Here is a 12,524-nt window from a genome sequence, read left to right as displayed (position 1 = left end):
AGGCATTTTCCAATGATCCGGTCCTTCCTCTCGCTTTGCCTCGCTTCCACGGCGCTGGCATCGTTCTCCGCTGCTGCCCAGGCCGCTCCTCCCGGCTACGACAAGATCGACACCGTCGTCGTCATTTACGCCGAGAACCGCAGCTTCGATAATCTCTATGGCGGCTTCCCCGGCGCCAACGGCCTAGCCAACGTGTCGCCCGACCAGGCGCGCCAGCTCGACCGCGACGGCAAGCCGCTTTCCGAGCTGCCGCCGGCCTGGGGCGGGCTGACCGGCAAGGGCGTGACGCCGGCGGTGACGGAAGCGCAGAGCGCGCATCTGGCCAACGCGACCTTCGCCATCGACGATCCCAAGGGCTTCAACGAGGGCACCAACGTCGTCACGCACGATCTCTGGCACCGCTTCTACCAGGAGCAGATGCAGATCGATGGCGGTCGGAATGACAAATTCGTCGCCTGGGCCGATTCCGGCTCGCTGGTGATGGGCCATTACGATGGCTCCAACCTGCCGATGTGGGCGATCGCCAAGAAATACGTGCTCGCGGACAATTTCTTCCAGGGCGCCTTCGGCGGCTCCTTCCTCAACCACTTCATGCTCGCCTGCGCCTGCGCGCCTTATTACCCGAATGCAGACACCAGCCCGGTGAAGGGCCAGATAGCCGTCGTCGAACCGGACGGCGTGACGCTGAAATCGGCCGACAATTCGCCGCCTTCGGCGCTGGGCGGCGTGCCGAAATTTGCCAATGACGGTGCCATCACGCCCGACTTCTACGCCGTCAACACCATGCAGCCGCCTTACCAGCCGAGCGCCAACAAGCCGGCCGAGGGCGGCGACAAGGCGCTGGCCGATCCGGCTGCGCCCACCACGCTGCCGCCGCAGCACGAGATCACCATCGGCGATCTGCTGTCGCTCAAGGGTATCTCATGGGCCTGGTATTCAGGTGCCTGGCAGGCGGCGCTCGACGGCAAGAACGCCACGCCCGTTCCGAATTTCCAGTTCCACCATCAGCCCTTCAACTATTTCGCCGCCTACGCGCCGGGCACGGCCGCGCGCGCCGAGCACATCAGGGATGGCGGCCTCGACGGCGTCGAGTTCATCAAGGCGATCGACGACGGCAAGCTGCCGGCGGTCACCTTCTACAAGCCGCAGGGCAACCTCAACGAACATGCCGGCTATGCCGATGTGACGTCCGGCGACCAGCACCTGGCCGACCTCGTTTCGCATCTGGAGAAGAGCCCGCAATGGGCTCACATGCTGGTCGTCATCACCTATGACGAGAATGGCGGCTTCTGGGATCACGTCGCGCCGCCCAAGGCCGATCGCTGGGGCCCCGGCAACCGCATCCCGGCCTTCATCATCTCGCCCTATGCGAAGATGGGCATGGTCGACCACACGCAGTACGACACCACCTCGATCCTGCGTTTCATCACCAACCGCTACGACCTGCCGGTGCTGCCCGGCATCGTCGCCCGCGACAAGGCGCTGCGCAACAACGACCAGCCGCCGATGGGCGACCTGACGGCGGCGCTCGATCTGACGAAGTAGCGTCTCGGAACTTGGGTTCCTCGCCCCCGCCAGAGGCGGGGGAGAGGTGTCCGCGAAGCGGACGGAGGAGGGGCTTTCGTAGGGCGCTCCCCTCTCTGTCTCGGCTTCACCGAGCCACCTCTCCCCCACATTCATGGGGGCGAGGAAACGCCAGTCGCCCAACGCCTTGCCCTTGACCATTTGCCTTAGCTGTCCGCTATCTGTTGCCATCAGATCAGACGAAGGACATCCAATGGCGGACCTCAAAGTCAGAACCCGAAACGTCGGCGCGGTTGCCGTCCTGCCGCCGGGTGGCCTGCCCACCATAACCACCCCGACCGGCGGCGCCGTCGATGTGGTCACGCAGGTCAGCGCGCCCGGCTTCAGCCCGCTCGACCTGCTTTACGCGTCTCTGGCCGCCTGCATGGTGCTCAGCGCCCGCATCGCCGCCACGCGTCTCGGCGTCGCCGACCGGCTCGGAGAGGTGAGGGCGGATGTCACTGGCGAGAAGGCGAAGGACGAGCCGTCGCGGGTCGAAACGTTCGCCATCAAACTGGAGATCGCCGGCGACCTAAATGCCGCCACCAAGCAGCGCATCCTGGCGGATGCCGAGGACATCTGCACCGTCTCCAACACGCTGCGCGGCGCGCCTGCGCTTCACGCGACGCTGGGGTGAATCGCGATGGCGCATCTTTCGCCGATCGACTACGCCACCACCTCGGAAGACATCCGCGCCGAGCACGACCGCGAGCTCGCGCTGCGCGGCCGCATGACCAACATGAAGCGCATCCTGCTGCATTCGCCGGCCGCACATCGCATCTACGCCGAATGGTTCACGCTGCGCGATCTTCTCAAGCCCACGCTCGACGACCGCGCCATCTGGCTGATCTCGAAGGCAATCGCCGAGACGATGCGCGCCGAAATCCCGATGACCTTCTTCCGCCGCGCGCTGATCGACAATGGCCTCGATCCCGATGCGGTCGAGCCCACCACCGACGAAGCGCTGCTGATCGGCTTCGGCAAGGCGGTCGCAGCCGATGCCAATACGGTTACCGATGAAACCTGGGCCGCGCTCAAAGCGCGCTATGACGAGACGTTGCTCGTCAATCTCACCGCCTTCGCCGGCATTATGGTCGCGACCTGTGTGTTCACCAACGCGGTGAAGGTCGATCTCGATCCGGAGCTGGAGAGGTATCGCAGAAAAGGCTGAGGCCGAGATCCTTCGCGCCCTCTGTCCTGCCGGACATCTCCCCCACAAGGGGGGAGATCGGCTGTCGCCGCCGCTTTCGCCAATCTCCGGTGTCGCAAGAACGAGCGCCGTCGCCAAAGCTGCCAATCTCCCCCCAAGTGGGGGAGATGCCCGGCAGGGCAGAGGGGGGCGCTGTCCCGCCGACTTCTCCACGACCCGCCTCCGCAGGAATCGGGTGGTTCCCGCATCGCCTTCGCACCATTTTGCGGGCAAGCAAGGAGCCAAGCCATGACCGTTCACTCCCTCGACACCAAGCGCGCCAGCCGCTCCGCTGAATCCCGTGTCGAGGCACAAGACTGGCGCAACCTCGTCTCTGACCTCAGCGCCCATGGCTGCGCCGTCATGCCCGGCCTGCTGTCGGCGGAAGAATGCGCCCAGATCGCCGGCCTCTACCCGCATGAAGAGCATTTCCGCAGTCATGTGGTGATGGCCCGTCACGGCTTCGGCAAAGGTGAATACCGCTATTTCAGCTACCCGCTGCCGGACCTGATCGAGGGGCTGCGCACGGCCCTCTATCCGCGCCTCGCCACGGTCGCCAACGACTGGAACGAGAAGATGGGGGTGGCGCAACGCTATCCCGCCGACCACGCCGCGTTCCTGAAGCGCTGCCACGCCGAGGGCCAGGTGAGGCCGACGCCGCTTCTCCTGCAATACGGCCCAGGCGACTTCAACTGCCTGCACCAGGACCTCTATGGCGCGCTCGCCTTTCCGTTGCAGGTGGCGATCCTGTTGTCCGAGCCCGGCGAGGATTTCACCGGCGGCGAGTTCGTGCTCACCGAGCAGCGCCCGCGCATGCAGAGCCGCGCCGAGGTGGTGCCGTTGAAGCGCGGCGACGCGGTGATCTTCGCCGTGCACAACCGGCCGGTGCAGGGGACAAAAGGCTTTTATCGGGTCAACCTGCGCCACGGCGTCAGCCGGCTGCGCTCAGGGCGTCGGCATACGGTGGGTATCATCTTCCACGACGCGAAGTAGAGCGGGGCCAATCTCCCCCCTCGAGGGGGAGATGTCGCCGGAGGCGACAGAGGGGGTCGCTGCGCATGGAACGCCAGCTTCTTCCTTGCTTAGGACAAGGCGTCGGCGCTCCATGTGAGACGACCCCCTCTGGCCTGCCGGCCATCTCCCCCTCAAGGGGGGAGATCAGCTGTTGCGCCGCCTTAGCCAACCTCCATCGCCCCATCTGCGGCGCTTCTGCCTCTTCCCTCCGCATCTTCATTCGCGTACACGCCCGGGCAATCCCGCCATCCCAGCGCAGTTTCCCGGACCGCCCCATGATCCGTCTTGAAAATATCGGCAAGCAGAACGGCCGACAGATCGTCTTCATCGAAGCCTCGGCCGCCTTGCAGAAGGGCGAGAAGGTCGGCCTGGTCGGCCCGAACGGCGCCGGCAAGACGACCTTGTTCCGCATGATCATCGGCCAGGAGCAACCGGACGAGGGACAGGTCTCGATCGATCGCGGCGTCACCATCGGCTATTTCAGCCAGGATGTCGGCGACATGGGCGGCTTGAGCGCCGTCGCCGAGGTCATGGAAGGGGCGGGGCCGGTGAGCGCGGTGGCCGCCGAGATGCGCGAGCTCGAGCATGCCATGGGCGATCCCGGCCGCGCCGACGAGATGGATCAGATCATCGAGCGCTATGGCGAATTGCAGCATCGCTTCGAGGAGCTCGACGGCTATGCGCTGGACGGCCGCGCCCGTGAGGTGCTCGATGGCCTTGGCTTCTCCCAGGAGATGATGGACGGCGACGTTTCAAAGCTCTCCGGCGGCTGGAAGATGCGCGTGGCGCTCGCCCGCATTCTGCTGATGCGGCCCGACGTCATGCTGCTCGACGAACCGTCGAACCATCTCGACCTCGAAAGCCTGATCTGGCTGGAGAAATTCCTCAAGGATTACGACGGCGCGCTGTTGATGACCTCGCACGACCGTGAGTTCATGAACCGCATCGTGACGAAGATCATCGAGATCGACGCCGGCGCGCTCACCTCCTATTCCGGCAACTACGAGTTCTACCAGGAGCAGCGCGCGCTGGCCGACAAGCAGTTGCAGGCGCAATTCGAGCGCCAGCAGGCGATGCTGGCCAAGGAGATCGCCTTCATCGAGCGCTTCAAGGCGCGCGCTTCGCATGCCGCGCAGGTGCAGAGCCGGGTGAAGAAGCTCGACAAGATCGACCGCGTCGAGCCGCCGAAGCGCCGCCAGACGGTGGCCTTCGAGTTCCAGCCGGCGCCGCGCTGCGGCGAGGACGTGGCGACGCTGAAGGGCATCCACAAGGCCTATGGCAGCCGCAATATCTATTCGGGCCTCGACTTCCAGATCCGCCGCCGCGAGCGCTGGTGCGTGATGGGCGTCAACGGCGCCGGCAAGTCGACGCTGCTGAAGCTGGTCGCCGGCGCCTCCGAGCCGGACGAGGGCACCGTCGCGCGCGGCCCGAGCGTCAAGATGGGCTATTTCGCCCAGCACGCCATGGAGCTGCTCGATGGCGAGCGCACGGTGTTCCAGACGTTGGAGGACAATTTCCCTCAGGCCGGCCAGGCGCCGCTGCGCGCTTTGGCCGGCTGCTTCGGCTTTTCCGGCGACGAGATCGAGAAGAAGTGCCGCGTGCTGTCGGGCGGCGAGAAGGCGCGGCTGGTGATGGCGCTGATGCTGTTCGATCCGCCCAATCTCCTGGTGCTGGACGAGCCGACCAACCATCTCGACATCACCACCAAGCAGATGCTGATCGAGGCGCTGTCACAATATGAGGGCACGATGCTCTTCGTCTCGCACGACCGCCATTTCCTGGCGGCGTTGTCGAACCGCGTGCTGGAGCTGACGCCCGAAGGCATCCACACCTATGGCGGCGGCTATACGGAATATGTCGCCCGCACCGGCCAGGAAGCGCCTGGGCTGAGGAGCTAAAGCATGTCTCCCGAAAGTGGGAACCGGTTTCGGGAGACATGCGTAAAATCGAAAACCTAAAGCGCATGGAGCGAATCTGAAAGATCGCGACGCGCTTTAGGTGCCTCAGCCGAAAAGCTTCGTCACAAAGCCGCTGAACCAGGCAAGCTGTGCCGCGTGGTGGGCTTCCATCAGCCGGTCCTGCTCGTCCCGCTCCTGCGCGCCGAGCGTTCCGTAGGGCGCGCCTTGCCGTTCCTGCCAGCGCCGGAAGCCGACTGGACCCTGCTCGGCATGGAACTGCAAGGCGTAGGTCTTGTCGCCGATCCGGAACGCCTGGTTGGGGAAGGTCTCGCTCGAGGCAAGATGCACCGCGCCAGCCGGCAGGGCAAAAGTATGAAAATGGTTCTGCGGCAGGAAGAGCGGCCGATCGAGGAAGTCGCCGGCCTCGGCGGTGGGCGTGATCTCGAAATAGCCGAACTCCCTGATGCCGCTTTCCACCGGCCCGACATCGGCGCCGAGATGCCAGGCGATCTGCTGCGCGCCCTGGCAGATGCCGAGCAGCGGCAGGTCGTTGTCCAGGCAATGCTCGATCAGCGCGGCTTCGTGATCGAGGAACGGATGCTTGTCGGTATCGAAGACGTTGAACGGGCCGCCATAGATCACGGCCCCGTCGACATTTTCGAGATCGATCGCCTCGCCCTTGAACGGCACCGCGGTCGTGACCGCATGGCCGTTGGCCGTGAGCGTCGTCTGGACATGATCGTCGCCCGGCTCTTCCGAGTGCCTGACCAGAACAATGCGCTTCATCAGGGAGGCTCCTGCCGCTTATCCGTGGGAAACGATAAGGCTAAGCGGCTCGTCGGAAATGTGCCAGCGCCCAGTTACCGCTGGACGCTGGCGTTGTGACGGCTGAAACTCATTCAGCACACGACCCATTGCGAACAAGCAGGGTCTTAGGGCACATTGCAATCGGTTACGCTAAGTATCTGGGACGGCCTTCCAAGAATGATACTTTCGGCACTTACATACCAGAATTTCGTCATCGTAGTCGTACCATTCCTTATTGGTCTGCTGCTCGTAGCAAAGTACGGTCCGCGGCTTGGAATTCCTCTTGGCGCTCTTGTCGCAGCGCTAGCTGTCTTCGGTCTTGTGCCAGGACATGCGGCCACCGGTGAATTGACTGCCTATGAACTTGGTTACATTTCTGGCCGGTTCATTAAACTTTCGGTCATATGGGCTCCGTCGCTTGTTATAGGCATGACCATTGGATGGGCGGTATGGCGCAAACGCCAACAAACCGCCGGTGATTGAACCACGGTTTTCCGCTTGGCACGTATTTCAAGTGTTCGGCGCCCATCACCCCTTCGCCAAGCCGCGATCTATCAGCCGGGCAAGCCGCGCCGAGAAGGCCTTGGCGTCCGCCGGCTTGTCACCGTCGAGCACGCGCGCTTCGTCGTAAAGCAGATGCGCGGCGTCTTCCTTGAAGGCCTTGTCGTCGTCGCCGAGTTTCGCCAGCGCCGCCACGCGCTCGTGGCGGGGGTTGATCTCGAGGATCGGCTTGGCGGCCTTGTCGAGCCGGCCGGCGGCGTTGAGCAGCCGCTCGAACTGACGATCGGGGCCATGCTCCGGCGCGACAAGGCAGACGGCGCTTTCGGTCAGCCGGTCGGAAGCCTTCACGTCCGACACCTCCTCGCCGAGCGTCGTCTTCACGAAGGCGAGGAACGTCGCGATATCCGATGACGTCTCGGCGTCGGGCTTCGCCGCATCCTCGGGCAGCGCGACATCGGCAAGCTCCGCCGCGCCCTGCGTCACCGACTTGAACGACTTGCCGTCGAATTCCGGCCCCATCGTCACCCAGAAACTGTCGACCGGGTCGGTGAGCAACAGCACCTCTATGCCGCGCGCCCGAAAACCTTCGAGCTGCGGCGAGGCTTCGAGCCGCGCACGGTCGTCGCCGGCCATGAAGAAGATCGCCTTCTGGCCTTCCTTCATCGCTCCAACATAGTCGGCCAGGCTGCGCCAGCCCTCGCCCGAAACGGTCGAGCGGAAGCGGGCAAGCTTCAGCAGCTGCTCGCGCCGCTCGTAGTCCTCATAGAGGCCTTCCTTGAGGACGACGCCGAAGTTCTCCCAGATTTTCGCATAGGTTTCGGCATCGTTCTCGGCCGTTTTGGCGAGGTCGCCGAGAACGCGGTTGGTCACGCCCTTGCGGATCGCGGCGAGCAGGGGGCTTTCCTGGATCATTTCGCGCGAGACATTGAGCGGCAGATCGGCGGAATCGACCAGGCCGCGCACGAAACGCAGGTAGCGCGGCAGGAGATCGGCATCGTGGGTGATGAAGACGCGCCGCACATAGAGCTTCATGCGGCCCTTGCGGTCCTGGTCGAAGAGGTCGAACGGCCGCGATCCGGGCACGAAGGCGAGCACGCTGTATTCCTGCCGGCCCTCGGCGCGGAAATGGATGGTGGAGGCCGGCTCATCATACTGGCCGGCGATGCTGCGGTAGAAATCGGTATATTCCTCCGGCTTGATCTCGCTCTTCTGCCGTACCCACAGCGCCGTGCCGTCGGCGATGTCGCGCGGCTCGGCGCCGGGCTTTTCGACAAGCGTGATCGGCACCGGCACATGGCCGGACTGCGACTTCGCCAGCCCTTCGAGCCGGTAGGGCGTGGTGTAGGAAGAGGCGTCCTCCATCAGATGCAGCACGACGCGCGTGCCGCGCTTGGGCGCCGCCTCGAGCGGCGCCGGCGCGATCTCATAGGTGCCCTTGCCGTCGGATGACCAGCGGAAGGCCTCGTCGCCGCCGGCCTGGCGGCTGATGACGTCGACACGGTCGGCGACCATGAAGGCCGAGTAGAAGCCGACGCCGAACTGGCCGATGAGCTGCGTGTCTTCTGCCGCCTTGCCGGCCTCGACGCGCTCCAGGAAGGCGCGCGTGCCGGAGCGCGCGATCGTGCCAAGCGCCTCCGCCATCTCGTCGCGGCTCATTCCGATGCCGTTGTCCTCGACAACAAGCTGCTTGTTGTCCGGATCGGCGGCGATGGTGATGCGCGGCTTCGGATCATCGCCCAGAAGCTCGGGCCGGCTCACGGCCTCGAAGCGCAGCTTCTCACAGGCATCCGCCGCGTTGGAGATCAGCTCGCGCAGGAACACGTCGCGGTCCGAATAGACCGAATGCACCATCATGTGCAGCAGCCGCGATACATCCGCCTCGAATGTCCTGGTTTCCGTCTTCTGATCCGTCATCTCGACTTTCCCAAATCTCCATTCTGCCTGACGCGCCGGAAGCGTTCAGGGGTTTATCCTGCGGTTGTTTCAATTGTGTCCGAGGTCCGGATGGGACCGGCTTCGGCACGGACAATATCGGGATGGCACGGGAAGGCAACAAGAGGTGCGGAGAAGGACGGCTCCATCGAGCGCCGTTCAATCGCGAGGCTTCGGCGGGGCGGGAGGCTTCACTTTTAGTGCTCGTTTGAGGCCTTGAAAATCTTCGCATCGGTCATGTGAATGATGACAAGCAGCTCGCCGTCTTTCCCTTTTGCGACCCGGGCTTTCAGCATCCATCCAGAGACGAAATTAACATATGTTACGAACGGGCGAGAGATCACCAGGCAGCGGATCCGCGCAAGATTGGGACCAGCGATAACCTTAATTTCGGTTTCCTTTGCATAGGCTTCCCGAACGGAAGGTAAAGGGATAGATTAGCAATTCGTTAAGTACGCCCGGGGGCGAGCGTAAAAGGTGTGTCGTCGAGCGTAAGGGATGTGCCGTGATGAATTTCAAGTCTCTGATCAAGCGGGCCGAGGACGTCGACAAGGAGTTTCAGGAACTCCAATCGGATCTGGCGGAAGCATTCGAGGATGTTCTTAAAGATGATGAACGGCCGCCGGCGGAGGACGACGCCGTTGCCGGCCAGGAACTGGTGGCAAGCGACGAGAACCCGCCGCCCGAAGAGCAACCCGAAGCAGCTCCATCGCGGCTGACGCCGCACACCCAGACGCGGCTGGCGGCCCTGGAGGCCGTCGCCGGGCTTTTCCGCGACGGGCAGGGGCATCTGCAGGAGATCGAGGCGAAGCTGGCGGAGATTGCCACCGCGCATCATATGACGCGTGAGGTCCTCAACGTCTTCCATAGGGACGTGTTACGCTCCAACGAGCTGGAGCTGGCAAACTTCGCTCTCAACACCGAGCACAAGGCGCTCTCGGAACAATTGCTCGACGCCGCCCGCAAGCAGCGCGAGCGTGACGGCGCGGCCGAGGCCTGGCAGCAGCGCGAGGCGAGCCTCGTCCAGGACCGCGAGCAGCTGCGCTCGGCGCTTGCCGCCGTGCGCCTGGAGCTGGTGGAGATGAGCAATGAGAGCGCCAGGCGCGAGACGGAGTTCGGCGAGATCGTCAAGGCCCTGACCGCCAAGACCGTCGAAGTCGACAGACGCGGGGCTGAGAACAAGCTGCTGCGCGAAAAGCAGGTCGGCCTCTCGGTCGATCTGGAGCAGGCGCAAAAGCGCGAGGCCGAGGCCCGGCACAAATTCGATGAGTTCGCGGCGACCCACGCCGGCGAAACCGCCCATATCGCCGAGCTGATGGCTCAACTCGGCAACCACGAAAAAGAAGAGACCCGGCTGCAGAAGGCGCTGGAGGCAACGCAGACCAAACTTGCCGAAACAGCAGAGGCGGCGCGGATCGCCGAAAGCGACGGTGCCGCCGAATTGGCGCGCAGCCAGGCGGAAATGCGCGGTCTGCGTGCCGAGATCCAGGAATTGCAGTCGCGTTTGGATCATGTCTCGACCGACCATAGCGAAGCCACGGCCGAGATCACCAGGCTCAAGGGCCAGCTGAACGATGCCGTGACCGAACGCCAGATTGCGGAGGAAAGGCTCGCCGTTCTCAGGGACGAGAGCGAAGCCGACAAGAAGAACCTGTCGGTGGTCAACACTAACCTCTCACAGCTTTCGCTGCAGCAGGCGTCCGAGCAGATCCAGCTCGATATCCAGAAGCAGGAATGCGAGGATTTGCGCGCCGAAGTCGAAGCGCTCAACGCCCGCATCCGGGAATTGCTGCCTTACGAGCGCCTTCACAGGGTAACGGACGCAAGGTCGCGCAAGGACGCCGCGCCCCAGGCCAACGGGATTATCGCGGAAACGGTGCGCCCCGCCGCACGGCGTGTCCCCCGGCGCAACATGCGGGCGAACGGAGGCTGAGGGATCGGTTCGGGGACCGCTCAGTCCGCCAGCTTTTCGCTCATGATATGTTCCGAGCCAGGGATGAGCTTGCCCGCCTGATCGAAGCGAAGCACCACTACCCAGTCGAAGACATCGCCGGGCCACTTGCCGCCGGGCAGCAGCGCGTCGGGATCGGCGCCGAAGGCCTTGATCAGCTTGGCCAGCTCGCCATGGTGCCAGGCGATCAGGATGGACTTGCCATGGCTTTCACTCGACAAAGCCTTGACCAGCGCCTTGACGTCCTTGTCAGCGAAGCGCTGGTCGATGGGCAGGTTCAGCGCCTCGCCCAGCGGCGTCAGCGTCAGCCGCTCACGCGCGCTGTTGTGGGAATCGGCGCTGGCCACCAGCACGTCCGGGCGAAAGTTCGTGCCGTCATCGAGCCTGAGCGGCTGGAAGTAATGCACATAGGCCTTCGCGCGGGCCTCGCCGGCCGGAGAAAGTCCGGTGCCGCTGTCTGGCTTTTCGCCGTGCCGGACGATCAGCACCGTGGCGTCGGCAAGCCCTGCGGTCGCTCCGCCGGCATGGGCCGGAAGCGCCAGCATCGCCACCCACAACATTGCGAGAATAAGCCGCGTCATTCCGGTACCTCCGACCGCAAGCCTTCCGCCAAGTCAGGCTCATCAATTCGACGGAAAAAGGGCCGCCGAGCCGCTAGAGCAATTCCAGGAAAAGTGTGAGCGGTTTTCCGTTCGGAATTGCGTAAAAACAAAGAGATAGTGCATTTCACCGTTTCCGCGAAACGGTGAAATGCACTAAGGCAGTTTCCTACTGCCCCGCCATGCTGTCGGCGAGGTCCTGCGCCTGCTTGAGCAGCGCCGGGAAGGACGGATCGTCGGGCAGGTGTTGGGCCATGCAGGCGCGGTAGTCGGCGTCGCCCTTTTCCCAGGCGGCGTTGGCGGGATCGGAAGCCTGCGGGTTGTCCTGATCCGAGCCCTGATCGGCCTGCTGGGCTTTCTGGGCGGCGGCGTCGGCGGCTGCCCAGATCGAATCGCAGGCCGCGATCTTCGGCACGGCGGGCGAGGCAGGCGCCTCGGCGATCAGCACCCGGTCGCCTTTCACGATCGCCACCACCACATGCTGGTCGTAGATCGGCCCGACATCCTGTGTCCAGCCGCCGAGCCGCGCGATGGCCATGTCGGCGCCGTCAGGCTTCTTCAGCGAAAAGTCGAGTGTGCCGGAGAATGCGGCGTCGCTGCCTATAGCCTGGGTGTAGAAACCATCGAGCTTCAACGCTGCGCCGATGTCGGTGGGCAGCTTGAAATCCGCTTCCGTCTCGGCTGATTTGGACTTGAGCCAGCGCTCGGTCAGCCCGCGCGTCGAGGCGACGATGCTCGGGCCGTCATCGCTCTGGGCATACCGCAAGCCGTCGAGCATGCCGTAGCCGATATCGGAAGCATTGAGGCTTTCGATATTGTTGGTGCCGGTCGCTGGAAAACCCTTGACCGAAAGCGGACCGAGAAGGGCGGTGAGACGCTGCTGGAGATCGGCGAGCGCCTTCTCGTTCTGCGCATCGATGGTTTCGATGGCGGTGTTGGCGCTTTCCTGCGCCGTGATATCGGCGATCGCCTTGTCGCGCGCGGCGATATAATCGTCTTCCGGCGAGGCGGCGAGTGCCGTGCTGCCCGCCAGCGTGAGGAGAAGTGTCAAGACCAACCGCATGCTGCAA

At 64.0% G+C, this 12,524-nt stretch carries 10 protein-coding genes; 6 read left to right on the top strand and 4 right to left on the bottom strand.

What is annotated here, in order from left to right; genetic code table 11:
• Nucleotides 1-12: 12 nt before the first annotated feature.
• From RFM41_RS27050 to RFM41_RS27030, 5 genes are all read left to right on the top strand, one after another.
• Nucleotides 13-1,545, top strand: a complete 1,533-nt coding sequence (locus tag RFM41_RS27050) for an acid phosphatase (RefSeq protein ID WP_320252343.1) — start codon at nt 13-15, stop codon at nt 1,543-1,545.
• 232 nt (nt 1,546-1,777) lie between these two features.
• On the top strand, nt 1,778-2,200 hold the full coding sequence (locus RFM41_RS27045) for an OsmC family protein (RefSeq protein ID WP_320252344.1): 423 nt from the start codon (nt 1,778-1,780) through the stop codon (nt 2,198-2,200).
• A 6-nt stretch (nt 2,201-2,206) separates the two neighbouring features.
• Nucleotides 2,207-2,734: a carboxymuconolactone decarboxylase family protein gene (locus RFM41_RS27040; protein ID WP_320252345.1), complete on the top strand. Its 528-nt coding sequence runs from the start codon at nt 2,207-2,209 to the stop codon at nt 2,732-2,734.
• Nucleotides 2,735-3,001: 267 nt separating this feature from the next.
• On the top strand, nt 3,002-3,745 hold the full coding sequence (locus RFM41_RS27035; RefSeq protein WP_320252346.1) for a 2OG-Fe(II) oxygenase: 744 nt from the start codon (nt 3,002-3,004) through the stop codon (nt 3,743-3,745).
• Between the two features lie 296 nt (nt 3,746-4,041).
• Nucleotides 4,042-5,664, top strand: a complete 1,623-nt coding sequence (locus tag RFM41_RS27030) for an ABC-F family ATP-binding cassette domain-containing protein (protein ID WP_320252347.1) — start codon at nt 4,042-4,044, stop codon at nt 5,662-5,664.
• Nucleotides 5,665-5,769: 105 nt separating this feature from the next.
• On the opposite strand, the gene RFM41_RS27025 is transcribed toward RFM41_RS27030, so the two are convergent.
• On the bottom strand, nt 5,770-6,450 hold the full coding sequence (locus RFM41_RS27025; protein ID WP_320252348.1) for a type 1 glutamine amidotransferase: 681 nt from the start codon (nt 6,448-6,450) through the stop codon (nt 5,770-5,772).
• A gap of 549 nt (nt 6,451-6,999) precedes the next feature.
• Complete coding sequence (gene htpG, locus RFM41_RS27020) at nt 7,000-8,886, bottom strand: molecular chaperone HtpG (protein WP_320252349.1); 1,887 nt, start codon at nt 8,884-8,886, stop codon at nt 7,000-7,002.
• A gap of 526 nt (nt 8,887-9,412) precedes the next feature.
• Between htpG and RFM41_RS27015 the strand changes: the two genes are divergently transcribed.
• Nucleotides 9,413-10,837: a coiled-coil domain-containing protein gene (locus tag RFM41_RS27015; protein WP_320252350.1), complete on the top strand. Its 1,425-nt coding sequence runs from the start codon at nt 9,413-9,415 to the stop codon at nt 10,835-10,837.
• Between the two features lie 20 nt (nt 10,838-10,857).
• On the opposite strand, the gene RFM41_RS27010 is transcribed toward RFM41_RS27015, so the two are convergent.
• Together RFM41_RS27010 and RFM41_RS27005 are read right to left on the bottom strand one after the other, a co-directional pair.
• Nucleotides 10,858-11,436 carry a flagellar basal body-associated protein FliL gene (locus RFM41_RS27010; RefSeq protein WP_320252351.1) on the bottom strand — a complete coding sequence of 193 codons (579 nt, stop codon included), beginning with the start codon at nt 11,434-11,436 and terminating at the stop codon, nt 10,858-10,860.
• A gap of 187 nt (nt 11,437-11,623) precedes the next feature.
• Nucleotides 11,624-12,505: a hypothetical protein gene (locus RFM41_RS27005; protein ID WP_320319314.1), complete on the bottom strand. Its 882-nt coding sequence runs from the start codon at nt 12,503-12,505 to the stop codon at nt 11,624-11,626.
• Between the last annotated feature and the right edge of the window lie 19 nt (nt 12,506-12,524).

The organism is Mesorhizobium vachelliae (assembly GCF_033977325.1).
In the GTDB taxonomy this organism is placed as follows: Bacteria; Pseudomonadota; Alphaproteobacteria; order Rhizobiales; family Rhizobiaceae; genus Mesorhizobium; species Mesorhizobium vachelliae.
Note: the sequence above shows the minus strand (reverse complement) of the source record. Positions and strands in the feature narration are given on the sequence as shown.